The organism is Pantoea dispersa (genome assembly GCF_019890955.1).
GTDB lineage: Bacteria > Pseudomonadota > Gammaproteobacteria > Enterobacterales > Enterobacteriaceae > Pantoea > Pantoea dispersa.
On record NZ_CP082346.1, the window covers coordinates 2,569,712 to 2,596,217 of the forward strand.

At 56.6% G+C, this 26,506-nt stretch carries 21 protein-coding genes; 5 read left to right on the plus strand and 16 right to left on the minus strand.

What is annotated here, in order from left to right; all coding sequences use genetic code 11:
• Positions 1-4: 4 nt before the first annotated feature.
• Positions 5-775, minus strand: a complete 771-nt coding sequence (gene cmoM / locus K7H94_RS12015; RefSeq protein WP_058769552.1) for a tRNA uridine 5-oxyacetic acid(34) methyltransferase CmoM — start codon at positions 773-775, stop codon at positions 5-7.
• A 124-nt stretch (positions 776-899) separates the two neighbouring features.
• Here cmoM and elyC point away from each other — a divergent pair, with 124 nt between their 5' ends.
• A complete protein-coding gene (elyC, locus tag K7H94_RS12020) occupies positions 900-1,685 on the plus strand; it encodes an envelope biogenesis factor ElyC (protein WP_222951101.1) in 786 nt (261 codons plus the stop codon).
• Here elyC and K7H94_RS12025 read toward each other — a convergent pair.
• The 12 genes from K7H94_RS12025 to serC all read right to left on the minus strand — a co-directional run bounded on the left by K7H94_RS12025 (position 1,665) and on the right by serC (position 15,658).
• Complete coding sequence (locus K7H94_RS12025) at positions 1,665-2,558, minus strand: YcbJ family phosphotransferase (protein ID WP_222951102.1); 894 nt, start codon at positions 2,556-2,558, stop codon at positions 1,665-1,667. The genes elyC and K7H94_RS12025 overlap by 21 nt on opposite strands.
• 109 nt (positions 2,559-2,667) lie before the next feature.
• Positions 2,668-3,417: a 3-deoxy-manno-octulosonate cytidylyltransferase gene (gene kdsB / locus K7H94_RS12030; protein WP_058757760.1), complete on the minus strand. Its 750-nt coding sequence runs from the start codon at positions 3,415-3,417 to the stop codon at positions 2,668-2,670.
• On the minus strand, positions 3,414-3,596 hold the full coding sequence (locus K7H94_RS12035) for a Trm112 family protein (protein WP_010618270.1): 183 nt from the start codon (positions 3,594-3,596) through the stop codon (positions 3,414-3,416). The genes kdsB and K7H94_RS12035 overlap by 4 nt, the downstream gene beginning before the upstream one ends.
• 78 nt (positions 3,597-3,674) lie before the next feature.
• Entirely contained in the window at positions 3,675-4,892 is a 1,218-nt protein-coding gene (locus K7H94_RS12040; RefSeq protein ID WP_222951103.1) for a winged helix-turn-helix domain-containing protein, read from the minus strand.
• A gap of 20 nt (positions 4,893-4,912) precedes the next feature.
• Positions 4,913-5,914 carry a tetraacyldisaccharide 4'-kinase gene (gene lpxK, locus K7H94_RS12045; protein WP_222951104.1) on the minus strand — a complete coding sequence of 334 codons (1,002 nt, stop codon included), beginning with the start codon at positions 5,912-5,914 and terminating at the stop codon, positions 4,913-4,915.
• On the minus strand, positions 5,911-7,659 hold the full coding sequence (gene msbA / locus K7H94_RS12050; RefSeq protein ID WP_021508343.1) for a lipid A ABC transporter ATP-binding protein/permease MsbA: 1,749 nt from the start codon (positions 7,657-7,659) through the stop codon (positions 5,911-5,913). The genes lpxK and msbA overlap by 4 nt, the downstream gene beginning before the upstream one ends.
• A gap of 34 nt (positions 7,660-7,693) precedes the next feature.
• On the minus strand, positions 7,694-9,922 hold the full coding sequence (locus tag K7H94_RS12055; protein WP_245001373.1) for a DNA internalization-related competence protein ComEC/Rec2: 2,229 nt from the start codon (positions 9,920-9,922) through the stop codon (positions 7,694-7,696).
• 232 nt (positions 9,923-10,154) lie between these two features.
• Positions 10,155-10,439 (minus strand): integration host factor subunit beta, encoded by a 285-nt coding sequence (ihfB, locus tag K7H94_RS12060; RefSeq protein ID WP_010618275.1) that lies wholly within the window; start codon positions 10,437-10,439, stop codon positions 10,155-10,157.
• Between the two features lie 86 nt (positions 10,440-10,525).
• Positions 10,526-12,199, minus strand: a complete 1,674-nt coding sequence (rpsA, locus tag K7H94_RS12065) for a 30S ribosomal protein S1 (RefSeq protein ID WP_021508345.1) — start codon at positions 12,197-12,199, stop codon at positions 10,526-10,528.
• A gap of 122 nt (positions 12,200-12,321) precedes the next feature.
• Positions 12,322-13,002 (minus strand): (d)CMP kinase, encoded by a 681-nt coding sequence (gene cmk / locus K7H94_RS12070; RefSeq protein ID WP_021508346.1) that lies wholly within the window; start codon positions 13,000-13,002, stop codon positions 12,322-12,324.
• Between the two features lie 198 nt (positions 13,003-13,200).
• Positions 13,201-14,487, minus strand: a complete 1,287-nt coding sequence (gene aroA, locus K7H94_RS12075) for a 3-phosphoshikimate 1-carboxyvinyltransferase (RefSeq protein WP_222951106.1) — start codon at positions 14,485-14,487, stop codon at positions 13,201-13,203.
• A gap of 85 nt (positions 14,488-14,572) precedes the next feature.
• Positions 14,573-15,658, minus strand: coding sequence for a 3-phosphoserine/phosphohydroxythreonine transaminase (gene serC / locus K7H94_RS12080; RefSeq protein WP_021508348.1), 1,086 nt, complete (start codon positions 15,656-15,658; stop codon positions 14,573-14,575).
• Between the two features lie 311 nt (positions 15,659-15,969).
• Between serC and ycaO the strand changes: the two genes are divergently transcribed.
• From ycaO to pflA, 4 genes are all read left to right on the plus strand, one after another.
• The gene (ycaO, locus tag K7H94_RS12085) at positions 15,970-17,733 is read left to right on the plus strand and encodes a 30S ribosomal protein S12 methylthiotransferase accessory factor YcaO (RefSeq protein ID WP_222951107.1); all 1,764 of its coding nucleotides are present in this window, start codon (positions 15,970-15,972) and stop codon (positions 17,731-17,733) included.
• A gap of 353 nt (positions 17,734-18,086) precedes the next feature.
• Positions 18,087-18,947, plus strand: coding sequence for a formate transporter FocA (gene focA, locus K7H94_RS12090; protein WP_021508350.1), 861 nt, complete (start codon positions 18,087-18,089; stop codon positions 18,945-18,947).
• 69 nt (positions 18,948-19,016) lie between these two features.
• Positions 19,017-21,299 (plus strand): formate C-acetyltransferase, encoded by a 2,283-nt coding sequence (pflB, locus tag K7H94_RS12095; protein ID WP_058769544.1) that lies wholly within the window; start codon positions 19,017-19,019, stop codon positions 21,297-21,299.
• Between the two features lie 163 nt (positions 21,300-21,462).
• Positions 21,463-22,203 carry a pyruvate formate lyase 1-activating protein gene (pflA, locus tag K7H94_RS12100; protein ID WP_222951108.1) on the plus strand — a complete coding sequence of 247 codons (741 nt, stop codon included), beginning with the start codon at positions 21,463-21,465 and terminating at the stop codon, positions 22,201-22,203.
• Between the two features lie 99 nt (positions 22,204-22,302).
• On the opposite strand, the gene K7H94_RS12105 is transcribed toward pflA, so the two are convergent.
• The 3 genes from K7H94_RS12105 to K7H94_RS12115 all read right to left on the minus strand — a co-directional run bounded on the left by K7H94_RS12105 (position 22,303) and on the right by K7H94_RS12115 (position 26,503).
• Positions 22,303-23,454, minus strand: coding sequence for an MFS transporter (locus K7H94_RS12105; RefSeq protein ID WP_058757767.1), 1,152 nt, complete (start codon positions 23,452-23,454; stop codon positions 22,303-22,305).
• Between the two features lie 313 nt (positions 23,455-23,767).
• Positions 23,768-25,060: a serine--tRNA ligase gene (serS, locus tag K7H94_RS12110; protein WP_021508354.1), complete on the minus strand. Its 1,293-nt coding sequence runs from the start codon at positions 25,058-25,060 to the stop codon at positions 23,768-23,770.
• Positions 25,061-25,156: 96 nt separating this feature from the next.
• Positions 25,157-26,503 (minus strand): replication-associated recombination protein A, encoded by a 1,347-nt coding sequence (locus tag K7H94_RS12115; protein WP_088516417.1) that lies wholly within the window; start codon positions 26,501-26,503, stop codon positions 25,157-25,159.
• Positions 26,504-26,506 lie beyond the last annotated feature (3 nt).

A 26,506-nucleotide genomic window follows, 5' to 3' on the forward strand; every position in this document is an offset into this window, starting at 1 on the left:
CCTTCTACCTGGGTTTGCGCGCAGTCACGTGGATATAGCGCCCTAAACTCAAAAAGGGCTCCTGACGACAGTAGCGCCGTTCCATCTCAATAATTTCCTCAACGCTCTTCCCGGCGCCGGGCTGCGGCTTCATGTAGTCACTGAACACGCGGATACCGGCACGCTGCTCGGTGATAAATCCGCACTGCGTCAGCCAGCGCTGTACATCGTCAGGATCGCGGGGGAAATCCGGCGACAGCGTGCGTTTTTTGCGCTTGTTCATGTTGGCGCGCAGATAGCCGAAATTGCCGAGCGTCAGGGTGCGGAACGTCAGGCCGTGCGCGTTATAAAACATCAGCGACAGCACACCACCGGGTTTCAGCGTATGCCACAGCGCCTGCAGCACCGCCAGCGGATCCGCCACCCACTCAAGCACAGCGTGAAACAATACCAGATCCACCGGCTTATCCAAATGTTCGCCAACCTGCTGCGCGCTAATTTGTTTGAATTGCATGTTGTGGCTCACACCTGCGCTGTGCGCATGGGCGGCGGCCAGCTTAAGCATCTCGCCCGACAGGTCGCACAGCAATACCTGATGCCCCTGCGCAGCAAGACCGCTGGAGATCTGACCGACGCCACCACCGGCATCCAGCACCGTCAGCGGGCCGGCGGGCAGCGTCGGCAGAATGGCGTTCAGCTCATCCCAGATGATCGCCTGACGCACCTGGCCTTTACGGGTGCCATAAATATTTTGCGAGAATTTATCCGCCAGATCGTCAAAGTTACGATCCTGCATGGTGATGGCTCCGCTTTGCTGCATTCAACTTGTGCTATTTTGTCACAGGCTCGACAAGAATGAACCTTTCATGCCGCAGTAACTGTCTGGCTGCTGTTTTTTCGGACAAAAGGAGACGTTTTCGATGTTTTTTGCCTTAAAAAAATGGATTGGCGCGATGCTACTGCCTTTGCCATTGCTGTTAACGCTTATGGCGGCAGGACTTTTACTGCTCTGGTTCAGCCGCTGGCAAAAAAGCGGCAAAATCCTTATCTCATTGAGCTGGCTGATGCTGTTACTGCTGAGTCTGCAACCGGTGGCCGACCGGCTGCTGGCCCCGCTGGAAAACCAGTATGCCACGTGGAATGGCAGCGAGCCGGTGGACTATATCGTGGTGCTGGGCGGGGGTTACACCTATAACCGGCAGTGGGCACCGAGCTCCAACTTGCTGAACAACAGCCTGCCGCGTGTGACCGAAGGCGTTCGCCAGTGGCGACGCTATCCTCAGGCCAAAATGATCTTCACCGGTGCCGCTGCGGGCTACAATCCGCGCAGCAACGCCAGCGTTGCTGCTGACGTGGCGCGCAGCCTTGGCGTGCCCGACGATGCCATTATCGTGCTGGATCAGCCACATGACACCGGCGAAGAAGCGCTGGCGGTGAAGCAGACCATCGGGCAGCATCCGTTTTTACTGGTGACGTCTGCCAACCATCTGCCACGCGCCATGCACTTTTTCCAGAGCGCCGGCCTGAATCCGCTACCGGCACCGGCTAACCAGCTGGCGATCACCTCACCGATCAGCGTCTGGGATCGCACGCTGCCCTCGCCGCTGTGGCTCAGCCATAGCCAGCGCGCGGTGTACGAAACGCTGGGGCTGATCTGGCAGCGGCTGCGCGGCAGTGGCAAACCTTCAGCCGAGCCAGGGGAGTAGCTGCGCGCGGGCATGGTCAAAGCGCGGGCGGTCAAACTGGCCGCTGCTGACCAGCGTGTCAACGCAATCCCACAGCTGATAGAGCCAGCGGCGCCAGACGAAACCGTCATCCACCGGCGCACGCTGTAAATAGTGCTGCAGCAGCGATGCTTCAGCACCGTTTTCCGCCAGGCGCATCAGCTCATACTCACGCGGGGCCCACAAAATGGTGCCCGGCTGGGTCATCGCCACCAGCTGATCGCTGTGCGGGTCTTTCAGCATACTGGCGAGACGCAGATTGCCGTGCATTAGCACGCACGGGTCGTCAAAGCCGACAAACAGCTGCGCCAGCTGTTCGCGGCTGCGGAACAGAATCTGACGATCGGCGTGGGTAAATCCGGGGGGCGACAGATAGCCCAGCGTGGACCACAGCACCTCCACCCGCTGGCGATACCATGCCGGCCAGCGATTTTCCTGCACGCTGTCAACGCTGCCGACCAGGCCATGGCTGTCAATGCGGTGCCACGCCAGCAGCCCTTCGACAATCTGTTCACACAGCTGCTCCCAGCGCGCTGCCGTGCGCGCCGGCGCTTCGGCCGATACGCCATTTAAGCGCGCCAGCAGCAGCATTTCATGCGCCGGCGGTTGCTGACTCAAAACCAGGCCGTACACCGTGGGCAGCGTAATCAGCCCTTCATGCGCCAGCATGGTGAGTTTTTTCGCTTCGAGCGCGGCGCGTCCCTGATGACGAAAATATTTGGCCACCAGCGGCATCGGCTTGCCGTGGTCATCATAGAGGGCGTAAAGACGCGATTGTGCCTGTTCGCTGATGGTTTCCAGCCGGCTGACGCTTTCGCCCAGCACCAGCGCCAGTTCTGCACGGAGTTGTTCCATGGAAGAGTCCTCCGGAGTTAACTCATTGCACCATCCTGGAGGTCATGACGGCGCAAAACTTAGCGCCAGATCAAACTTTGCGGCCAGCCGGGGCGCTGGCCGCTGACGATTATGCCTGCATCGCTTCTCGCACGCGCAGCAGATCGTCCGGCGTATCCACACCGACGCTCGGCACGGTGGCCGCTACCGCCACGTGGATCTTTTCGCCGTACCACAGCACGCGCAGCTGCTCCAGCAACTCGATCTGCTCCAGCGCACAGGGTTGCCATGCCACATAGCGACGGATGAAACCGGCGCGATAGGCATAGATACCGATGTGGCGCAGCAGTGTATCGCCAATCTGCTCACGCGACTGCGCGTAACGTTCGCGGTCCCACGGAATGGTCGCACGTGAAAAATAGAGCGCATAGCCGCTGGCATCGGTGACCACTTTTACCGCGTTGGGATTGAACGCCTCTTCTGCCTCGTGAATCGGTACCGCCAGCGTGGCCATGCCGGCATCCGCCTGGGCCAGATTGTCCGCGACCTGACGCACAATCTCCGCCGGAATCATCGGCTCGTCGCCCTGTACATTCACGATGATGGTATCGTCAGCAAACTGATACTTTTCAATCACCTCGGCCAGGCGCTCGGTACCAGATTGATGGTCGGCGCGCGTCATGCAGACTTCCCCGCCGGCAGCGGTCACCGCCGCCGCCACGTCAGGATGATCGGTGGCCACAATCACCCGCTCGGCGCCGGACTCGCGTGCACGTTCCATCACGTGCACCACCATCGGTTTACCGTGAATATCCAGCAGCGGTTTGCCCGGCAGGCGCGTGGAGGCGTAGCGTGCCGGAATAATCGCTACGAAACTCATGGATGAATCTCTTCAACGGACAGGGTGCGCGCTTCCACTTCCAGCAATACCGGAATACCGTCACGCACCGGGAACGCCAGTCCGTCGGGTTTGCAAATCAACTCCTGCTGCTCTTTGTTGTAATACAGTTTTCCGTTGCAGACCGGACAGGCCACAATCTCAAGTAAACGGTGATCCATACTTTTCTCCTTTCAGGACCGATACGTCAGAGGATTAGCATACCATAGCGCAATCAGGGGCGGCGCGCCGCCATCGGCTTATATGCTGACGTGCCAGCACGTGGACCAGGCGGCCCGCAGCGCATCAGGCGCGTTTTCCAGCACCACTTCGCTGGCGCCCTGCCAGGCGGCGAAGCGGTTAATGGCTTTATGCACATCGGCGAGAAACTGCTGGCTCAGCCGCACGCCGGGCTCCAGCCAGAAGGCCCGCAGAATCAGGCGCTGCGCCTGGCGATCCATTTTGGCATCGACGCGCCCTTTCAGTACGCCGCGGTGCAGCAGCGGCAGGACAAAATAGCCGTATTTACGTTTGTGCTCCGGCGTATAGCACTCGATGCGGTAGTCAAAATTGAACAACTCAAGCGCGCGGCGGCGATCCCATACCACCGGATCAAACGGTGACAGCAGCGCGCTGTGCGTGGCGGCCTGCGGCTGCGCCAGTTGCGGCAGTTGCGTGTGGTGCAGCCACATCTCGCCCAGTTGCTCAACCTCAACGCGCTGAATCACTTCCTGCTCAGCGGCCTGCGCCAGCCAGAGTGCGATGGGCGCACGTTTCAGCCGGTAGTAATCGGCCAGCCAGCTGGCGCGGAAAATGCCGAGGCTGCGCGCGCTGTGATCCAGCATCTGCATCACCGCCTCGTTCTCGCTCAGCGCATGCTGCTCGTCGCGCCAGTGCGGCATCACCCGGCTACGCAGATCGTAGACGCGCTGGAAGTTACGGCGCTCGACAACCATCAGCTCACCGGCGCTGAACAGGTTCTCCAGATGTCGCTTGTGCGGCTTCCACGCCCACCAGCCGGGTTTGGTGTGCTTGTCGCTGGCAAAATCAGCGGCGCGTACCGGACCGGTGGCGGCGATATGTTGCAGCAGATCGGCGATCTCCTGCTGATGCTGATCCACCCATTGCTGATTGTATTTCCAGCCCAGGCGCTGCGGAGCCAGCATGCGGTGACGCAGCAGCGGATAATCTTCAAAAGGGATAAAACAGGCTTCATGCGCCCAGTATTCAAACAGCGCGCCCGCCGCCAGCGTTTGCTCCAGCCACTCAGCAGGAAAAGCGCCCAGCCGGCTGAACAGCACCAGATACGGACTGCGCGCAACCACATTAATGGTATCGATTTGCAGCAACGACATCTGCCGCACGCAGGCGTGAATATCGGCAAAACGCGCCTGACGGCGCGGCGGACGTAGCAGGCCCTGGGCAGAGAGGTGCAGGTTGCGGGCGGTTTGCAGAGAGAGGGAATGCGTGCTGGTCATTACGTCGTCCCTTTAGATGGTTAGCGCGACCGGGCGTCGCGCGCAGCTGTACAGAGTTGCGTCAGATCGGCCAGTAATGCGGCCAGTGGCGCGCCCGCCAGATGCGCATCCACCGGCAGATACCACCAGTTAGCGCGGGCAAAATGGCGGCATTTGACCGCGTCTTTTTCCGTCATCAGCAGGCACTGTGCATCCTGAGTCAGGCTGCGTAACTCTTCTTCGCTATAAGCGTGGTGATCGGCAAAGGCAATCTCTGCCACCGGCTGCACGCCCTGCTGCTGCAGCGTATTGAAGAAACGCGGTGGATGACCGATGCCGGCCATCGCGACAATTGGCGGCAGCTGCGTCAGCGCAGCCTGTTCGCCGGTCAGCAGATTGACCGCCAGACCCGGCTGCAGCGTCATGACGATCTCGCCAGCCTGTGCGCTGCCCCCGTTGACTACCACGGCATCAACCTGCGCCAGTCGCGATGCGCGTTCACGCATCGGTCCGGCCGGTAGCCACCAGCCGTTACCAAAGCGACGCACGCCATCCACCACCACGATTTCGCGATCGCGCTCTAACGCATAGTGCTGCAGGCCATCATCCGTCACAATCACATCCAGCGGATGCGCCGCCAGCAGGGCCTCGATTGCCAGCCGGCGCTGCGGTGCCACTGCCACCGGCACCTGGGTGCGCTGGGCGATCAGCACCGGTTCATCACCAGCCTGTTCCGTCGCGCTATCCTGATTGACCAGCAGCGGATAGCGTTCCGCCTTACCGCCGTAACCGCGCGACACTACACCCGGACGCAGCCCCTGCTGTTGCAGCGCCTGCACCAGCCAAATCACCAGCGGTGTTTTACCGTTGCCGCCCGCGGTCAGGTTGCCAACGACAATGACCGGACAGGGCGCGCGCCAGCGGGTACGCCAGCCGCGCCGATAGCTCAGGCGAATCAGCCAGGTGATAGCGCCATACAGCAGACTCAGCGGCCACAACAGCAGCCACAGCGGCGAGCGTCCGCTCCAGATACGTTCAATCATTGACCGAACTGCAGTTTGTGCAGCTGCGCGTAAGCGCCTTTCTGCGCCAGCAGCACCTCATGGGTGCCGCGCTCTACGATACGCCCATCCTCGACCACCACGATTTCGTCGGCTTTTTCAATGGTGGAGAGACGGTGCGCAATCACCAGCGACGTGCGGTTCTTCTGCAGCTCATCCAGCGCCGACTGGATGGCGCGTTCGGATTCGGTATCCAGCGCCGAAGTGGCTTCATCGAGAATCAAAATCGGGCAGTCACGCAGCAGCGCACGGGCAATGGCGATACGCTGACGCTGGCCGCCAGACAGCAGCACGCCGTTTTCACCAATGACCGTATCGAGACCGTTATCCATCTTGTTGATGAAGTCCATGGCGTGCGCCATGGTCGCCGCCTGCTCGATTTGCTCGCGGGTGTATTCACCGTTGCGTGCATAAGCAATGTTATTGGCGATGGTGTCGTTGAACAGATGGACATTCTGCGAGACCAGCGCCACCTGATTACGCAGCGATCGCAGGGTATATTCCCGCAGGTCGTGGCCATCCAGCAGAATCTCGCCCTCGTTGATATCGTAAAAACGCGTCAGCAGGCTGGCCATGGTGGATTTACCCGAGCCGGAACGGCCCACCAGCGCCACGGTTTTACCCGCGGGCAGCGTGAGATTAATATCACGCAGCGCCGGAATGTCGCGGCCCGGATAGGTAAAGGTCACGTTGCGGAATTCAACATCCCCTTTTGCACGCGTGATTTCGCGCTTGCCGTTGTCGATCTCCTGCTCGCTATCCAGAATAGTGAACAGCGTCTGACAGGCTGCCATGCCGCGCTGGAACTGGGCATTGACGTTGGTCAGCGATTTCAGCGGGCGCATCAGGGCGATCATCGACGAGAACACCACGGTAATGGTACCGGCAGTCAGGGTATCCATCACGCTCGGGAAGCTGGCCGCATACAGTACAAAAGCCAGCGCCAGCGATGCGATCAGCTGGATCACCGGATCGGAAATCGAAGAGGCCGAGACCAGTTTCATGCCCTGCTGGCGCATTTTATTGCTCACCTGCGAGAAACGCTCAGCTTCAACTTCCTGTCCGCCAAAAATCAGTACTTCTTTATGCCCTTTCAGCATCTGCTCAGCACTGGTGGTCACCTGCCCCATGGTGTTCTGCATATTTTTACTGATGCTGCGGAAACGCTTGGATACGGTGCGGATGGCAAAAGAGACCAGCGGCGCCAGCAGGATCAAAATCAGTGACAGCTGCCAGCTGTAGTAAAACATCATGATGAATAGGCCAATGATCGATGCGCCTTCGCGTACCACCGTCACCAGCGCGCTGGAGGAGGAAGAGGCCACCTGTTCAGAATCGTAGGTAATCCGCGACAGCAGCGTACCGGTAGACTGCTGGTCAAAGAATGCAACCGGCATGCCCATCATGTGGCCGAACAGGCGACGGCGCATGTTCATCACCACATTGCCGGAGACCCATGAGATGCAGTAACTGGAGATATAACTGGTTACGCCGCGGATCAGCATCAGGCCGATGACCGCCAGCGGCATCCACAGCAGAACGGATTTGTCGGCTTTGCCGAAACCATCATCCAGTAAAGGTTTCAACAGGGAGAGCATTAGGGTGTCGCCTGCCGCATTGAGTATCAGCGCCACGGCGGACACAATCAGGCCAGCCTTGTGCGGTGCAATCATCGGCCAGAGTCGGCGAAATGTCTGCCACGTTGAGAGGTCTTTGTCTTGATGCATTATTTATTCACGCTGTTTGAAATAGCCGCTCATTCTACCTGGAATCGCGTTTGACGCCAAACCACTGATGATACCAGCGGGGGATTATTTGCTCTCTTAACCCCTTAATCTGCCAGCGACCCTGCCGTATCGCGATGTGAATCTGGCCTGATTGCGCAGTGTCATACCAGCGATAGCCCTGCTCGCGGTAACGCTGGACCACGGCGACGGCGGGCATACGCCAGGCGTTATAGCGCGCCAGCGAGGCCAGCGCCGCCTGCCCGGCAACACTCCGTAACAGTAAAGGGCCGGAGGAGCTCCGGCTGCCATGATGGGGCACCTGGATAACAGTGGATTTTAAACCGTGTTTTTCGAGGGCGACCAGCTTGCGCTCCGCCTCCAGCTCGATGTCCCCGGTCAGTAACAGGCTGAACTGGCCATCATCCACGCGCACCACGCAGGAGTCGTTATTTTGCCCGGCGGTCTGCGCGCGCGGCGGCCATAGCGCGTGAAAGTGCAAACGCCCCCACTGCCACTGCTGGCCGCGATAGCACGGCAGATGCCCGGGCTCGCCGAGCGCGCTGCGTACCCGCAGACCAGGCTGCGCCTGTTGCAGCGCGGCTAATCCACCACGGTGATCGAGATGCTTGTGGCTCAGGATCACCCCTTGCAGTTGGCGCCCGGTGTAGTGCAGCCAGGGTAACAAAACCCGCCCGCCAGCATTGTCCTCTGCCCAGCCGGGTCCGCTGTCATACAGCATCACCTCATTTCCCTGGCTGATCGCCACCGCCAGACCATGTCCGACATCGACCATGTCAATCTGCCAGTCGTCCTGCTGGGCATTGCTGCGCCAGAGCCACAGCAAGAGCAACAGCGCGCAGCAGGGCATCAGCGCCTTCGCGAGCAAGCCGCTGCGCCACAGCGCCAGCCCGGCCCAAAGCAGCAGCACCGCCGGCAGCGTATCGCTCCAGCGCCACCAGCCGGCGGGCAGCCACGCCAGCCCCTGCATCACCAGGCTGACCGACAGGTCGGCCAGCTGCCATAGCGGAATGGCGATTGCAGGCAGCGGCAACAGCATCGCCAGCAGAATCAACGGCACGGTAATCAGCGACACCACCGGCACTGCCAGCAGGTTGGCCACTAGCGCGCTCAGGCTGAGCCCGTGGAACAGAAAGATCTGCAGCGGCGCCATCAGAATCATCATGCCCAATTGCAGGTGCAGCAGTCGAAGCATGAGCCAGCGGCGCGGCTGGCGGAAACGTGGCGACAGAGGAAACCACTGAAACCACAGTATCAGCATCGCCACGGCCAGCGCCGACAGCCAGAAGCTCTCAGACAGCACCGTCAACGGATCAAGCCATAACAAACTCCCTACGCAGAGCGTCCACACCTGCCAGTTGCTCAGCTGCCAGCCAGCTATACGCGTCGCCAGCCACAGCGTTAACGCCAGCATCGCGCGCTGTGCCGGCGGATGACTGCCGGAGATCCAGCAATAAGCTGCCGCTGTTAACCCGCTGATCAGCAGCGGCATCAGATAGCCGATTTGCCTGGCAGGTAACACTAACTGGATGACGCGCGCCAGTAGCCAGCCTACGCTGGCCGCCAGCGCGATATGCATGCCGGAGATGGCCATCAGGTGCGCGGTACCGGTTTCGCGCAGCAAGGCTCGCTGGGCCGGGGTCATCGCGTCACGCACGCCAAAGGCCAGTGCCTGTATTATTGCGGGCTGCGTTAACCCGGTGAAACGCGCCAGATGATGATCGATAAAACGCGTCCGCCAGCTGCAGCGCAGAGACTCAGCCTGCTGGCTGACAATACGCCCCTGCAGCGCGCTGTGGTTAGCAATGGCAAAACGCTGCAGATCAAATTCGCCCTCGTTGAGCCGGGCGTGCACCGCGCGTAGCCGCAGCTGCATCTGCCAGCGCTGTCCCGCACACCAGGCGACCTCATCGCTGACATTACGCAGCGTGACAAACAACGGTGGAAAGACGTAGCGGTCACCTGTCCGGATTATCTGCGCCGTGAGCTGGTTCTTCGCGGGATTCACTGCAGTTATCTGAAGCGTGGCCGCCACCGGTGCCACGGTCAGTTGCTCGAGGGTATCGACCGTCTGACGCGCCTCGATCAGTGCCCAGCTCAACAGCAGCAAGCCCAGTCCGGCGTAGCGCAAAAGCATTACTGATGTACACGCCAGCAACAGTGCGCTTATTAACAGCAGCACAATGGTGCTGTAAGCAGGGATGTGCGGCAGCATACCCAGCGGCAGCGCCGCGAGGAGCATCATTCTGGCTACCACTGTTATTGTCACGCGCACGCCCTCTTCTGTCATTGCCGCAGATTGTGCGCGCTGGCAGAGGCAAAATCATGCGGCTAAATGTCGATTTCAGAGAGGGATTACGCGCAGTTTATGGTGGTTGCAGGAAATGAACAGCAACATGGAAGCATGATCGCAAACCTGAATGCGAGGCAAAAAAAAACGACACCTGCAGGTGTCGTTTTTATCGTTCGGTAACGGCTTAGCCGTAGATATTTGCACGGTCACGCAATTCTTTGCCTGGCTTGAAGTGGGGAACGTATTTACCTTCCAGTTCCACTTTGTCACCCGTTTTCGGGTTACGACCAGTGCGCGGTGCGCGGTAGTGCAAAGAAAAGCTGCCGAATCCCCGGATTTCAATGCGCTCGCCCTGGGCCAGCGTAGTGGCCATGTGCTCGAGCATCTCTTTGACCGCATCCTCAACGACTTTCGCCGGGATATGAGTATGCTGGCCAGCAAGTCTTTCAATCAGTTCTGACTTGGTCATGTAACCTCCGGTTAATCCCTGTTTGGAAAGGTATGACAGCTTTTACCGAAACCGGACGATTTTCACCGTCCGGTGCTTCGGGTCGATTACTCGCCTTTAGCCGCTTTGAACGCTTCAGCCATTGCGTTAGAGAAGTTGCCATCTTCCTGTTTGGTGTTAACAGTGTTGATAGCTTCTTTCTCGTCAGCCTGGTCTTTAGCACGAACAGACAGGCTCACAACGCGGTTCTTACGGTCAACGCCGGTGAATTTCGCTTCAACGTCGTCACCTACGCTCAGAACCTGAGTGGCGTCTTCGATGCGGTCCAGAGAAGCTTCAGAAGCGCGCAGGTAACCTTCTACGCCGTCAGCTAATTCTACTGTAGCACCTTTAGCGTCAACTGCAGTGACTTTACCCGTCACGATTGCGCCTTTCTTGTTCAGGGTGATGTAGTTGTTGAATGGATCTTCAGCCAGCTGCTTCACGCCCAGAGAAATACGCTCACGCTCTGCGTCAACCTGCAGTACAACGGCAGCGATTTCGTCGCCTTTCTTGTACTCACGAACGGCTTCTTCGCCAGTCGCGTTCCAGGAGATGTCAGACAGGTGAACCAGACCGTCGATGCCACCGTCCAGGCCGATGAAGATACCGAAGTCAGTGATTGACTTGATTTTACCTTCAACGCGATCGCCTTTGTTGTGGGTCTCTGCGAACTGCTGCCATGGGTTAGATTTGCACTGCTTCAGACCCAGGGAGATACGACGACGCTCTTCGTCGATGTCCAGAACCATAACTTCAACCACATCACCTACGTTGACAACTTTAGATGGGTGGATGTTTTTGTTGGTCCAGTCCATTTCAGACACGTGTACCAGGCCTTCAACGCCTTCTTCGATTTCAACGAAGCAGCCGTAGTCAGTCAGGTTGGTCACGCGACCGGTCAGTTTGGTACCTTCCGGATAACGCTTAGCGATAGCAACCCATGGATCTTCGCCCAGCTGTTTCAGGCCCAGAGATACACGAGTACGCTCGCGGTCGAACTTCAGCACTTTAACAGTGATTTCGTCGCCCACGTTGACGATTTCGCTTGGATGCTTAACGCGCTTCCACGCCATATCGGTGATGTGCAGCAGACCGTCAACGCCACCCAGGTCAACGAATGCGCCGTAGTCAGTGAGGTTCTTAACGATACCTTTGACTTCCATGCCTTCCTGCAGGTTTTCCAGCAGCTGATCGCGCTCAGCGCTGTTTTCAGATTCGATAACCGCGCGGCGAGAAACCACGACGTTGTTACGCTTCTGATCAAGCTTGATTACTTTGAATTCAAGCTCTTTGCCTTCCAGGTGCAGAGTGTCGCGGACCGGACGAACGTCAACCAGTGAACCTGGCAGGAACGCACGAATACCGTTCAGCTCAACTGTGAAGCCACCTTTAACTTTGCCGTTGATAACACCGGTAACAGTTTCAGCGTCTTCGTAAGCTTTTTCCAGCGTGATCCAAGCTTCGTGACGTTTAGCTTTCTCACGGGACAGCAGGGTTTCACCGAAGCCGTCTTCTACTGCATCCAGAGCAACGTCAACTTCGTCGCCCACCTGGATTTCCAGTTCGCCGGCTGCGTTCTTGAACTGTTCTGCAGGGATAGCAGATTCAGATTTCAGACCCGCATCAACCAGCACGACGTCTTTGTCGATAGCAACAACGACGCCACGAACGATGGAACCCGGACGGGTTTCGATTTCTTTCAGGGACTCTTCAAAGAGTTGAGCAAAAGATTCAGTCATATTGATAATCTTAGGATTCTTCAATTTAACGTCCACCTGACGTCATTGTCGGATGGGGTTGTTTCACATGCCCTGCACCGCTTCCCTGGCACAGGGTTACTACAATTCGGTCGCCGAAAAGATTAAATGCCCAGCTTCTGGCGGGCATAATCTAGTGCCTTTTCAATCACTTGCTCAATGGTCATGCTGGTTGAATCCAGCACCAGAGCATCAGCGGCTGGCACTAAAGGCGCGATGGCGCGGTTACGATCGCGGTCGTCGCGTTCCTTTATCTCGGATAAAAGGCGATCAAAGTTAACACTAAAGCCCTTTTCCTGCAACTGTAGCATACGGCGATGCGCACGCTCTTCGGAGCTGGCATCGAGGAAAATTTTAACGGGCGCGTCCGGGAAAACCACGGTGCCCATATCACGTCCATCGGCGATTAAACCCGGCTCCTCGCGGAAAGCACGCTGTCGGCGCAGCAAGGCTTCACGCACGCGTGGAAATGCCGCCACGCGCGACGCCGTATTGCTCACTTCCTGGGTGCGGATTTCGCCGGTGACATCCTCACCTTCCAGCACTACCTGCATTTCACCGTCTACCGACAGAAAACGCACGTCAAGGTGCGCCGCCATGGGCACCAGCGCTTCTTCCGACTCGATATCCACCTGATGATGCAGCGCGGCCAGAGCCAGTACGCGATAAATAGCCCCTGAATCCAGCAGGTGCCACTGCAACGACTCCGCCATCGCTTTACATAAAGTCCCTTTACCCGCGCCGCTTGGGCCATCAATGGTAATTACCGGGGCGATTGCCGTCATTGTTCTCTCCTGTTGCTGCGTGCTGATGATCAGCCTTCTTGGCTGTCTGGATTGCGCGGCATTATACGCTGCCCGCGTCCGCTTGGTTACCCTTTAGCGTAGACAGCGCCAGAAATTTCGACAGTTTCAGAACAATTTCCCGCCAGTGAGGCCAGCAGAGGGTTCAGAAGCCCGGCACGGCGGTACCGGGCGGGCGGATTAGGATGCGTGGCTGATTTTTGCCAACTGCTGGAAGTAATCCGGGAAGGTTTTTGCCGTACAGCCGGGATCGAGAATGGTTACCGGCGTGTCGGACAGCGCAACCAGCGAGAAACACATCGCCATACGGTGATCGTTGTACGTGCCGATATCGGCGTGCTGTAACTGCGCAGGCGGTGTGACGCGAATAAAATCGTGCCCCTCTTCCACTTCCGCACCAACTTTACGCAACTCGGTCGCCATGGCCGCCAGGCGATCGGTCTCCTTTACGCGCCAGTTATAGATGTTGCGCATCAGCGTGGTGCCTTCGGCAAATAGCGCGGTGGTAGCGATTGTCATTGCCGCATCCGGAATATGGTTCATGTCCATATCAATGGCGTTCAGCGCACCGCGCGTGCAGGCAATATAATCGTCGCCCCACTCAATCACTGCTCCCATCTTCTCCAGCACATCGGCAAAACGGATGTCGCCCTGCACACTGTTGCGGCCAATGCCGGTAACCCGCACCGTACCGCCGCGAATTGCCGCAGCGGCAAGGAAATAGGACGCTGACGACGCATCGCCTTCCACCAGATAATCACCCGGCGACTGATACTGCTGCTGACCTTTCACCACAAAGCGCTGGTAGTGCTGATTCTCAACGTCCACGCCAAAGCAACGCATCAGGTGCAGAGTGATATCAATGTAGGGTTTGGAAACCAGCTCGCCTTTAATAGTGATCGTGGTGTCGTTGTGTGCCAGCGGCGCGGTCATCAGCAGCGCCGTCAGAAACTGGCTGGAAACGCTGCCATCGACACTGACTTCGCCGCCGGTAAATCCGCCGTTCAAACGCAGCGGCGGATAGTCGGTTTGTTCGAGGTAATCAATGCGCGCGCCGCCCTGCCGTAACGCATCGACCAGATGGCCGATAGGACGCTCTTTCATGCGCGGTTCGCCGGTCAGTACTACCGACTGCTCACCGAGGCACAGTGCGGCCGCCAGCGGACGCATCGCGGTTCCGGCATTGCCCAGGAACAATTCCAGCGGCTGTTCGGCACGCAGCGGTCCACCATTGCCGACCACTTCACACACGGTGCGATCGGCTGACAGGGTATAGCTGACACCCAGCGCCTGCAGCGCATTAAGCATGTGTTTAACATCATCGCTGTCGAGCAGGTTGGTCAGGCGCGTGGTGCCGTTCGCCAGTGCAGCCAGTAACAGGGCGCGGTTTGATACGCTTTTTGAGCCCGGTAAGTTTACCGTGCCATCAACGCGGGCAATCGGCTGTAAAGTCAGGGAGTCCTGCATGTGAAACCAAATCTCCAGAAATACGAGACCCTGTCCAGTGACAGGGTCTGATGCCAGCCGGGCAGGCTGGCACTAAAGTAGATAATTAACCGTGACGACGTTCGAAGTCGACCATGAATTCGGTCAGCGCCTTAACGCCTTCCAGCGGCATCGCATTGTAGATCGAGGCACGCATACCGCCAACCACACGGTGCCCCTTCAGCGCATGCAGGCCCGCCTTCAGTGATTCTTCAAGAAACACCTTATCCAGCGCAGCATCGGCCAGCTGGAAAGGCACGTTCATCCGGGAACGGTTTTCACTGGCGACGTCGTTACGGTAGAAGCTGCTGCTATCAATCACGCCGTACAGCAGATCGGCTTTCGCCTGATTAACCTTGTCCATCTCCGCTACACCGCCCTTCTCTTTCAGCCATTTGAACACCAGGCCGGAGAGATACCAGGCAAACGTCGGCGGCGTGTTAAACATCGAATCGTTTTCGGCCAGCACTTTGTAGTCGAGAATGGAGGGCACCCAGCGCTGCGCTTTGCCCAGCAGGTCATCACGCACTACCACCAGCGTCAGGCCAGCGGGACCGATATTCTTCTGCGCGCCGGCATAAATCACGCCGTAGCGGCTGATGTCGAGCGGGCGGGACAGGATGGTCGAAGAGAGATCGGCCACCACCACTTTATCGCCGAAGTCTGGCTCTTCATCGATGGCAATCCCGTCGATGGTTTCATTCGGGCAGAAATGCACATAAGCCGCATCATCGCTGAGCTGCCATTCACGCATCGGTAACAGTGCGCGTTTACCCTCACGGGTGGTTTTGATGTCAATGGCGTTCGGCGAGCAGAATTTTTCTGCTTCTTTAATAGCACTGTGCGCCCAGTAGCCGCCGTCGATGTAATCCGCGCGGCTGGCATCGCCCAGCAGATTGCCCGGGATTGCCGCGAACTGCGCACGCGCGCCGCCATGGCAGAATAATACTTTGTAGTTGGCCGGGATTTTCAGCAGATCGCGAAAATCCTGCTCCGCCGCTTCCGCGACTTCAATAAACTCTTTGCTGCGGTGACTGATTTCCATCACCGAGGTGCCTAAGCCATGCCAGTTTGTCAGTTCTTGTTCTGCACGACGAAGCACTTCCACCGGCAGCATTGCCGGTCCGGAGCTAAAATTATAAACCTGCGCCATTTCCCCTCACCATTGTCATATCGAACGGTTATGAATACCCCATCGGTTTTATCATTGCCTCCGGATGGCTGCAATCATTTATCCGGCAGCGATCACATTTCCAGAGCCCGCTCCACCGCAGCTTATGTCACAAATGTAATAAGCCACGGAATTTTGTGAGGCAGTGCGGTGAAGTAAAATCAGACAGCTGCCAGAGCGCGAAAAAGCCGTAACAATGCGTTGAGAAATTTGGCGGAGCAATAGCGAAGCAGGCGCAAAACCCGTATTATTGCGCGCTTTACGCCCAACCATCGACTTGAGAGAGCGCCACCATGACGCAAACGTTTATTCCAGGTAAAGACGCCGCACTGGAAGACTCCATCGCACGCTTCCAGCAGAAACTGCAGGATCTGGGTTTCAACATTGAAGAAGCTTCCTGGCTGAACCCGGTGCCGCACGTCTGGTCAGTGCACATTCGCGACCGCGACTGCCCGCTCTGTTTTACTAACGGTAAAGGCGCCAGTAAAAAAGCGGCGCTGGCCTCAGCGCTGGGCGAATATTTTGAGCGCCTCTCAACCAACTACTTCTTTGCCGATTTCTGGCTGGGCGAAACCATCGCTAACGGCGACTTCGTGCACTACCCGAACGAGAAATGGTTCCCGCTGACCGACGATGACCGCCTGCCGGAAGGCATTCTGGATGCACGCCTGCGTAAGTTTTACGATCCGGAACAGAGCCTGAGCGCCTCCGATCTGGTGGATCTGCAGTCTGGTAATGCCGATCGCGGTATTTGCGGCCTGCCATTTACCCGCCAGTCCGATCAGCAAACCGTGTACATTCCGATGAACATCATCGGCAACCTGTATGTGTCTAACGGCATGTCCGCTGGCAACACCGCCAATGAAGCGCGCGTACAGGGCTTATCCGAAGTGTTTGAGCGCCATATTAAAAACCGCATTATCGCGGAATCCATCAGCCTGCCGGAAATTCCTGAAGCGGTGATGCAGCGCTATCCTGGCGTGGTGGAGGCTATCAATCGTCTTGAAGCGGAAGGTTTCCCGATTTTCTCCTATGACGCTTCGCTGGGCGGCAACTATCCGGTGATCTGTGTGGTGCTGTTCAATCCGGCTAACGGCACCTGCTTTGCCTCTTTTGGTGCCCATCCGGACTTTGGTGTCGCGCTGGAACGTACCGTCACCGAACTGCTGCAGGGCCGCGGCCTGAAAGATCTCGACGTGTTTACCCCGCCCACCTTCGATGATGAAGAAGTGGCCGAACACGCTAACCTTGAAACCCACTTCATTGATTCCAGCGGTCTGATCTCCTGGGATATGTTCAAAGACGATGCCGACTATCCCTTTGTCGACTGGAGCTTTGCCGGCGCCACCCATGAAGAGTTCGATACGCTGATGGCGATCTTCCGTGCGGAAGATAAAGAAGTGTATATCGCCGACTACGAACATCTGGACGTTTACGCCTGCCGCATTATCGTACCGGGCATGTCTGATATTTACCCTGCCGAAGACCTGCTGCTGGCGAATAACAACATGGGAGCATCACTGCGTGAAACGCTGTTGTCCCTGCCGGCAACCCAGTGGCAACCCGAGGAGTATCTGGCTCTGATCGAACAGCTGGATGAAGAAGGTCATGATGACTTCACCCGCGTGCGTGAACTGCTGGGGCTGGCGACCGGCAAAGACAACGGCTGGTTCACGCTGCGTATTGGCGAGCTGAAAGCGATGCTGGCGCTGGCCGGTGGCGATCTGGATCAGGCGTTGATCTGGACGGAATGGACCATGGAATTCAACCAGTCGATCTTCAGCCCTGAGCGTGCCAACTACTATCGCTGCTTGCAGACTCTGCTGCTGCTGGCGATGGAAGAAGATCGCGATCCGCTGCAGTATCATCGCGCGTTTGTGCGCATGTATGGCGAAGCCGCCGTCGACGCCGCTTCGGCTGCCATCAGCGGTGAGGCACCATTCTACGGTCTGCAGGTGGTTGACCGCGATCTGCACGCGTTCCCGGCGCATCAGGCACTGCTGGCCGCGTATGAAAAATTACAGGCGGCAAAACGTCGTTACTGGTCTGCGAAATAAATCGGCGCATTTTGTCTGTGACGAAATAGCCTGAAAATTAACGGGCACTGGCAGTATCCAGTGCCCTTTTTTTATGCCGCTGAAAATTCATCGGGCGCAGAAAATAATAAATAACAATTCACTATCATTGATAAACAGTATTTAACAAAACAGCCCTTAAGCCTGCCGCACCTTCAACTTATTTTGCATAAATTAAAAATTATTTATTGAATAAATTTCAATAACTTAATTGATTTTCTGGTCGTTTTGCGGCTTTGCTTAACCCTGCCATTTCGGCAAATATGATCCACATCAACTCCTGACCTATACTCCTTTGTTAGTATCTTTACAGACAATTTCTGGAGAGCGTTAGTGTGAAAGCTGACAACCCTTTTAATTCATTATTACCGGCGGCGATGGCAAAAGTCGCAGAAGATGCCGGTGTCTATAAAGCGACGAAACATCCCTTAACCACCTTCTTTCTGGCTATCACTGCTGGCGTCTTTATTTCCATTGCCTTTGTGTTTTATATCACCGCCACCACCGGCAGCGGCACTATGCCGTACGGCATGGCTAAATTAATCGGTGGCATCTGCTTCTCACTGGGTTTGATGCTGGTAGTGGTCTGCGGCGCTGATTTGTTTACTTCAACGGTGCTGATCGTGGTGGCAAAAGCCAGCGGACGCATTACCTGGCTGCAACTGGGTCGTCACTGGCTCAATGTCTACGTTGGCAATCTGTGCGGCGCGCTGTTTTTTGTGGCGCTGATTTGGCTGGCCGGTGAGCATATGGTCGCAAATGGTGCCTGGGGATTGAATGTCTTACAGACCGCCGACCACAAAATGCATCATACGTTTATCGAAGCGGTAAGCCTCGGTACACTGGCTAACCTGATGGTGTGTCTGGCGGTGTGGATGAGCTACTCCGGCCGCAGCCTGCTCGACAAAATGGTGGCGATGATTTTACCGGTTGCGATGTTCGTAGCCAGCGGCTTTGAGCATAGCATCGCCAATATGTTCCTGATCCCGATGGCCATCATGATTCGCGATTTTGCCAGCCCGGAATTCTGGCAGATGACCGGTGCCAGCGCGGCGCAATTTCCTGCACTGGGCATTGGCGATTTTATTGTTAATAACCTGATTCCCGTAACCATCGGCAACATCATTGGCGGCGGTCTGTTAGTCGGGTTGACCTATTGGGTTATCTATCTGCGCGACGGTGAGTCCGCGCACTGAGTCATTAAGTACGGGCGTGCTGAGCAGCGCGCCATACGTTACAGTCTCCCTAAATAAGGCAGGTATATCATGTCCGAACTGAATGAAAAAATGGCGTCAGCCTGGGAAGGATTTAGCGCCGGTGAATGGCAGAACAGCGTCAACGTCCGTGACTTCATCCAAAAAAACTACACGCCGTATGAAGGTGACGAAGCATTCCTCGCCGGCGCGACGCCAGCCACCACCAAACTGTGGGACAGCGTGCTGGAAGGCATCAAAATTGAAAACCGTACCCATGCACCGGTTGATTTCGACACTGATTTAGCGTCTACCATCACCTCACACGATGCGGGCTATATTAACAAATCGCTGGAAACCATCGTTGGTCTGCAGACTGAAGCCCCGCTGAAACGCGCCATTATCCCGTTTGGCGGCATCAAAATGGTGGAAGGCTCCTGTAAAGTTTACGGCCGCGAGCTGGACCCGGCGCTGAAGAAAGTTTTCACCGATTACCGCAAAACCCACAACCAGGGCGTGTTTGACGTTTACACCCCGGATATCCTGCGCTGCCGTAAATCCGGCGTGCTGACCGGTCTGCCAGATGCGTATGGCCGCGGTCGTATTATCGGTGACTACCGTCGCGTCGCGCTGTACGGCATCGACTTCCTGATGAAAGACAAAGTGGCTCAGTTCAACTCACTGCAGAGTGACATGGAAAATGGCGTTGATCTCGAAGCCACCATTCGCCTGCGTGAAGAGATTTCTGAACAGCACCGCGCACTGGGCCAGATCAAAGAGATGGCAGCCAAATATGGCTTTGATATCTCTCTGCCAGCCACCACCGCGCAGGAAGCAGTACAGTGGACCTACTTCGGTTACCTCGCAGCAGTGAAATCACAGAACGGTGCCGCGATGTCGTTTGGTCGCGTGTCCACCTTCCTTGACGTTTACATCGAGCGCGATATCAAAGCCGGTAAACTGAGCGAGGAGCAGGCACAGGAGCTGATTGACCATCTGGTGATGAAACTGCGTATGGTGCGCTTCCTGCGTACGCCGGAATACGATGAACTGTTCTCTGGCGACCCAATCTGGGCCACTGAATCACTGGCTGGTATGGGCGTTGACGGTCGTACGCTGGTGACGAAAAGCACCTTCCGCTTCCTGAACACGCTGTACACCATGGGTCCATCACCGGAACCAAACATGACCATCCTGTGGTCTGAGAAGCTGCCGGTTAACTTCAAAAAATATGCGGCAAAAGTCTCCATCGACACCTCATCGCTGCAGTATGAGAACGATGACCTGATGCGTCCGGACTTTGACAATGATGACTACGCCATCGCCTGCTGCGTGAGCCCGATGATTGTCGGTAAACAAATGCAGTTCTTCGGCGCACGTGCCAACCTGGCAAAAACACTGCTGTACGCAATCAACGGCGGTGTGGACGAGAAGCTGAAAATGCAGGTCGGCCCGAAAGAAGCGCCAATCACTGACGATGTGCTGGATTATGACACCGTGATGGCGCGTCTGGACCACTTCATGGACTGGCTGGCAAAACAGTACGTCACGTCACTCAACATCATCCACTACATGCATGATAAGTACAGTTATGAAGCCGCGCTGATGGCGCTGCACGATCGTGACGTTTACCGTACCATGGCGTGTGGTATCGCCGGCCTGTCTGTCGCCGCGGACTCACTTTCAGCGATTAAATATGCCAAAGTGAAACCCGTACGTGACGCCGATGGTCTGGCAGTGGACTTCGAAATTGAAGGTGAATATCCGCAGTTCGGTAACAACGACCCGCGCGTGGATGATCTGGCCTGTGACCTGGTTGAACGTTTCATGAAGAAAATTCAGAAACTGCAGACCTACCGTAATGCGGTGCCAACGCAGTCGGTACTGACCATCACCTCCAACGTGGTATACGGTAAGAAAACCGGTAACACGCCGGATGGTCGTCGCTCCGGTGCGCCATTTGGACCAGGTGCCAACCCAATGCATGGCCGTGACCAGAAAGGTGCTGTCGCTTCACTGACTTCCGTGGCCAAACTGCCATTTGCCTACGCCAAAGACGGTATTTCTTATACCTTCTCTATCGTACCGAATGCGCTGGGCAAAGATGATAACGTGCGTAAAACCAACCTTGCTGGCCTGATGGATGGTTACTTCCACCACGAAGCCAGTATCGAGGGCGGCCAGCACCTGAACGTCAACGTCATGAACCGTGAAATGCTGCTGGATGCCATGGAGCACCCTGAGAAATATCCACAGCTGACCATCCGCGTTTCCGGTTATGCCGTACGTTTCAACTCGCTGACGAAAGAGCAGCAGCAGGATGTGATTACCCGTACCTTTACTCAGTCGCTGTAATCCTCCTCACTGTAATCGAAAGGCTCCTGCGGGAGCCTTTTCTCCACAAGCCTGTTTTGCCAGTCTGCTTTTGCAGGCAGTCTGGCAAAACCGACTTACATCCCCAGAGCACAACACAGATTGTGCCGCCTGCGCGCCAGGCTGAACCGGAGAATACATCGCAATGTCAACCATCGGTCGTATCCACTCGTTTGAATCCTGCGGCACCGTTGACGGTCCAGGCATCCGTTTTATCACCTTCTTCCAGGGCTGCCTGATGCGCTGCCTGTACTGCCACAACCGCGATACCTGGGACACTCACGGCGGTAAGGAAATTACCGTCGATGAGCTAATGAGGGATGTGCTGTCGTATCGCCACTTTATGAATGCGTCTGGTGGCGGCGTGACGGCCTCCGGCGGTGAAGCCATTCTGCAGGCTGAATTTGTGCGCGACTGGTTCCGCGCCTGCCAGGCCGAGGGCATCCATACCTGCCTCGACACCAACGGCTTTGTGCGTCGTTACGATCCGGTGATCGATGAACTGCTTGATGCGACCGATCTGGTAATGCTCGACCTCAAGCAAATCAATGACGATATCCATGAGATTCTGGTCGGCGTGTCAAACCACCGCACGCTGGATTTCGCCCGCTATCTGCAAAAGCGCGGTAAAAGGACCTGGATTCGCTATGTGGTGGTGCCGGGTTATTCGGACGATGACGATTCGGTGCATCGCCTTGGTAAATTTACTAAAGACATGAGTAACATTGAAAAGATCGAGCTGCTGCCTTATCACGAACTCGGCAAGCACAAATGGATTGCGATGGGTGAAGAGTACAAGCTGGAAGGCGTAAAGCCGCCAACGAAAGAGACCATGGAGCGGGTGAAAAATATTCTTGCCGGTTACGGCCATAACGTCATGTATTAAGACCGTTGGAGTGTAGCTAAAGCCTCGCCGGCAAGACACAGAGGCGTTACCGTCGGGACATTTGCGACAGGTTGCGAATGTCCCGTTTAAGCACCGCCATCAGGCATGCGCCACCGGTGTTGCGTGCTGATCGGCTTTACGCAGCAGCATCACCAGATAGACCAGCGCCACCACCGCAATCATCACAAACAGCAGGCGATCGGAATAGTTCTGCATCAGCATCGCGGTCATCCCCGGCCCGACCAGACTGCCAACGGTATAACTGAACAGCAGCGCCTGATTCATCGCCACCAGTTCATGATGCGCCACCGTTTCACACGCCCAGGACATCGCTACCGGATAAAGCGTAAAGCCAGCCAGCCCCAGCACAAACAGTGCCGGTGCCATTGCCGTTCCGCTCAGCATAGCAATCGCACCCAGTATCACCACGAACACCTGCACGCGCAGCACCATCAGGCGACCAAAGCGGTCGGCAAGACGTCCTACCGGCCACTGACCAACAATCCCGGCACTGACCAGCAGCGCCATCCAGTAACCCACGGTGGCATCGCTCATGCCCTGATGCGAAAGATAAAGCGGCATCAGGCCGTAAAGCGAACCGAGCACGATACCGGAGATAATGCAGCCGTTGATACCTAACCGCGAACTGCGGCGGCGCAGCATGCTCCAGATACGCCCGGTTGAAGCTTCTTCAGTAGCCGCACCGGCGTTGACCTGCACAAACACCACGGGCAGCACGGCACAGACGATCAGCGCGCTCACCCAGGGAATGACATGCAGCAACTCTGTCGAGACACGGCTCACCAGCAGCTGACCGGCAACGGTGCCGAGGTAGTAGATGATCATGTAAGCGGCCAGCAGCTGACCGCGATTGCGCACGGTACCGCTGCACAATAGTGCACTCTCAACCACCACCCAAATCAGTGCACAGCCTACGCCCGCGGTGAAGCGCAGCAGCGTCCAGCTGTAAAAGCCGTCCAGCAGCACCATGCCCATGGTTGCCAGCGCAAACAGTAAGCTGGCAAGGTAAAAGCAGCGGTTAAAGCCATAGCGATTAATCAACCAGCCCGCCAGCAAGGTGCCCAGTAAGTTACCAGTGTAATAAGCAGAGCTCGCCATGCCCACCTGCCAGGTCGGCAGTTGATCATGGGTGAGCCACAGCGGCACCAGCGTATTAAGCACAGCAATAGACACCGTCATCAGCATTAAGCCGCAAAGCAGCAGCAGGACGGGGCGTGACCAGGTTGACATAAGGAATAAAACCAAAAGAAATGAACAGATTTGCGCGCAGTTTGCCATTGGCGATGGCAAAGTCAATGTGCAAAAAAACAGCGCCGCACATTTTGCTGCTGAACAATTTATTATTTTTATCTTCAGCGGGTTACAGGACTTGAGAAAGGTCTTATGCCTGAATCTATCTACATGAATTTATACATTTTTGATAGTTTGACGCGAAGCCATGACGATAACGTTTATTTCTGATTAATTCCGGTTAAAAAATAATGACTGACGCGCTTAAGAAATAAAAAACCCGGCCTGAGCCGGGTTAGTGCATGAATGCCTGTTAGCCGATATATTCCAGCCCGCCCATATACGGGCGCAGCACGTCCGGCACCGCAATGCGACCATCTGCCTGCTGATAGTTTTCCAGCACGGCCACCAGCGTACGCCCCACCGCCAGGCCTGAACCATTCAGCGTGTGCACCAGACGCGGTTTTTTGTCCGTTTTGCTGCGGCAGCGAGCCTGCATGCGGCGCGCCTGGAAATCCCACATATTCGAGCAGGAGGAGATTTCACGGTAGGTGTCCTGTGCCGGCAGCCAGACTTCCAGGTCATAGGTTTTGGCTGAGCCAAAGCCCATGTCACCGGTGCACAGCAGCACTTTACGGTACGGCAGGTTCAGCAGCTGCAGCACTTTCTCCGCATGACCGACCAGCTCTTCCAGCGCGTCCATGGAGGTTTCCGGTGCGACGATCTGCACCATCTCCACTTTGTCGAACTGGTGCATACGGATCAAACCGCGCGTATCGCGTCCGTAAGAACCGGCTTCGGAACGGAAGCAAGGCGTGTGGGCAGTGAGTTTGATCGGCAGAGATTCCTCTTCAACGATCTCATCGCGCACCAGGTTAGTCAGCGGCACTTCGGCGGTCGGGATCAGCGCATAGTTACTGCTGCCTGCTTCTTCGCCCAGCGGTTTGGTGTGGAACAGATCCTCACCAAATTTTGGTAACTGACCGGTACCGTACAGCGTCTCGTGGTTCACCAGATACGGCACGTAGGTTTCCAGATAACCGTGCTGCTGGCTGTGCAGATCGATCATGAACTGGCTCAGCGCGCGATGCAGACGGGCAATCTGGCCCTGCATCACGATAAAGCGCGAACCGGTCAGTTTCACCGCCGAGGCGAAATCCAGCCCTTTGACCGCTTCACCCAGCTCAACATGGTCTTTCACCGGGAAATCAAACTGGCGCGGCTGGCCCCAGCGGCTCACTTCCTGGTTTTCGCTGTCATCTTTACCCAGCGGCACTTCGTCGGCCGGCAGGTTCGGCAGCGCAAGCGCAAAGTCACGAATTTCGTTCTGCAGGGTATCCAGCTCTGCTTTCGCCGCATCCAGGCGTTCGCCCAGCGCGTTCACTTCCTGACGCAGCGGCTCGATATCTTCCCCACGTGCTTTGGCCTGACCGATGGATTTGGAGCGGGAGTTACGCTCAGCCTGCAGGTTTTCAGTTTCTACCTGCAACACCTTACGACGCTCTTCGAGGGAGCGCAGCGTATCCACATCCAGTTTAAATCCCCGGCGTGCCAGTTTTTCTGCGACTGCGTCTGGCTCATTACGCAGCAGATTGGGATCGAGCATGCTTATCCTGTGTAATAAAGGTTGATTGAACGAATGGAGGGATGCATTCCACTGGAATGCATTGAAATCCTTGCTCACCTTACCGTAACGCGTTTATCAGCGGTAGCGTTTTATCGGGCTATTTTGATCCTGTTCAGCAAGCCAGGCGAGTTTTTCACCGATCTTGCTTTCAAGGCCACGATTGGTGGGTTGATAGTAGCGCGTCTGCGCCATTTCCGGCGGGAAAAACACCTCGCCGGCCGCATAGGCATTGGGTTCGTCATGCGCGTAACGGTACTCTTTGCCAAGGCCCATCTCTTTCATCAGCTTCGTCGGTGCATTGCGCAGATGTTCCGGCACATCGTAATCCGGGAACTCACGCGCATCACGCATCGCCGCTTTGAAGGCGGTATAAACAGCATTGCTTTTTGGCGCGCAGGCCAGATAAACAATTGCCTGGGCAATTGCACGTTCCCCTTCCGCAGGCCCGACGCGGGTAAAACAATCCCATGCGGCAATTGCTACCTGCATCGCACGCGGATCGGCATTACCGACATCTTCCGAAGCAATCGCCAGCAGTCGCCGCGCCACGTACAGCGGATCGCCACCGGCAGTGATGATGCGCGCGTACCAGTAAAGCGCCGCATCCGGGGCTGAACCGCGAACCGATTTGTGCAGTGCCGAGATGAGATCGTAAAAGCGGTCGCCTTTGTTATCGAAACGCGCCGCGCGTTCACCCGACACTTCATTCAGCAGCTGTGGCGTTAGCTCCCGCTGTCCCTGCGCATTTAGCTCAGCCATATCGGCCATCATTTCCAGCGTATTCAGTGCGCGTCGTGCATCACCATTGACCAGTTCAGCGATCATGCGCCGGGTATTGTCCGGTAACAGAATATCGCTGTCGCCGTAACCGCGTGTTTTATCCTGCATCGCCTGATCCAGCACCTGTTCAATATCTGCGCTGGTCAGCGATTTAAGCAGATAAACGCGCGCGCGCGACAGCAGTGCCGAGTTCAGTTCAAAGGAGGGATTTTCCGTGGTTGCGCCAATGAAGGTGATGGTGCCGTCTTCAATGTGTGGCAGAAACGCATCCTGCTGGCTCTTGTTGAAGCGATGCACCTCATCAACAAACAGAATAGTGCGACGCCCCACCTGGCGGTTCTGCCGCGCGCGCTCAATGGCCTCGCGGATCTCTTTAACGCCGGAAGTCACCGCTGAAATGCGTTCGACATCAGCTTTGCCGTAATGCGCAATGATCTCCGCCAGCGTGGTTTTACCGGTACCCGGCGGTCCCCATAAGATCATGGAGTGCAGCTGACCTGCCTCAATAGCGCGCGGCAACGGTTTACCGGGCGCGAGCAGATGCTGCTGACCAATATATTGCTGCAGCGTCGCTGGCCGCATACGCGCAGCCAGCGGTCTGAACTCATTTGACGGTGCAAAATCCAGCGACAGGTTACTCACCCT

Coding starts and splice junctions, on each gene's coding strand:
- cmoM (WP_058769552.1), bottom strand. CDS start 775: ATGCAGGATCGTAACTTTGACGATCTGGCGGATAAATTCTCGCAAAAT.
- elyC (WP_222951101.1), top strand. CDS start 900: ATGTTTTTTGCCTTAAAAAAATGGATTGGCGCGATGCTACTGCCTTTG.
- K7H94_RS12025 (WP_222951102.1), bottom strand. CDS start 2,558: ATGGAACAACTCCGTGCAGAACTGGCGCTGGTGCTGGGCGAAAGCGTC.
- kdsB (WP_058757760.1), bottom strand. CDS start 3,417: ATGAGTTTCGTAGCGATTATTCCGGCACGCTACGCCTCCACGCGCCTG.
- K7H94_RS12035 (WP_010618270.1), bottom strand. CDS start 3,596: ATGGATCACCGTTTACTTGAGATTGTGGCCTGTCCGGTCTGCAACGGA.
- K7H94_RS12040 (WP_222951103.1), bottom strand. CDS start 4,892: ATGACCAGCACGCATTCCCTCTCTCTGCAAACCGCCCGCAACCTGCAC.
- lpxK (WP_222951104.1), bottom strand. CDS start 5,914: ATGATTGAACGTATCTGGAGCGGACGCTCGCCGCTGTGGCTGCTGTTG.
- msbA (WP_021508343.1), bottom strand. CDS start 7,659: ATGCATCAAGACAAAGACCTCTCAACGTGGCAGACATTTCGCCGACTC.
- K7H94_RS12055 (WP_245001373.1), bottom strand. CDS start 9,922: ATGATGCTCCTCGCGGCGCTGCCGCTGGGTATGCTGCCGCACATCCCT.
- ihfB (WP_010618275.1), bottom strand. CDS start 10,439: ATGACCAAGTCAGAACTGATTGAAAGACTTGCTGGCCAGCATACTCAT.
- rpsA (WP_021508345.1), bottom strand. CDS start 12,199: ATGACTGAATCTTTTGCTCAACTCTTTGAAGAGTCCCTGAAAGAAATC.
- cmk (WP_021508346.1), bottom strand. CDS start 13,002: ATGACGGCAATCGCCCCGGTAATTACCATTGATGGCCCAAGCGGCGCG.
- aroA (WP_222951106.1), bottom strand. CDS start 14,487: ATGCAGGACTCCCTGACTTTACAGCCGATTGCCCGCGTTGATGGCACG.
- serC (WP_021508348.1), bottom strand. CDS start 15,658: ATGGCGCAGGTTTATAATTTTAGCTCCGGACCGGCAATGCTGCCGGTG.
- ycaO (WP_222951107.1), top strand. CDS start 15,970: ATGACGCAAACGTTTATTCCAGGTAAAGACGCCGCACTGGAAGACTCC.
- pflB (WP_058769544.1), top strand. CDS start 19,017: ATGTCCGAACTGAATGAAAAAATGGCGTCAGCCTGGGAAGGATTTAGC.
- pflA (WP_222951108.1), top strand. CDS start 21,463: ATGTCAACCATCGGTCGTATCCACTCGTTTGAATCCTGCGGCACCGTT.
- K7H94_RS12105 (WP_058757767.1), bottom strand. CDS start 23,454: ATGTCAACCTGGTCACGCCCCGTCCTGCTGCTGCTTTGCGGCTTAATG.
- serS (WP_021508354.1), bottom strand. CDS start 25,060: ATGCTCGATCCCAATCTGCTGCGTAATGAGCCAGACGCAGTCGCAGAA.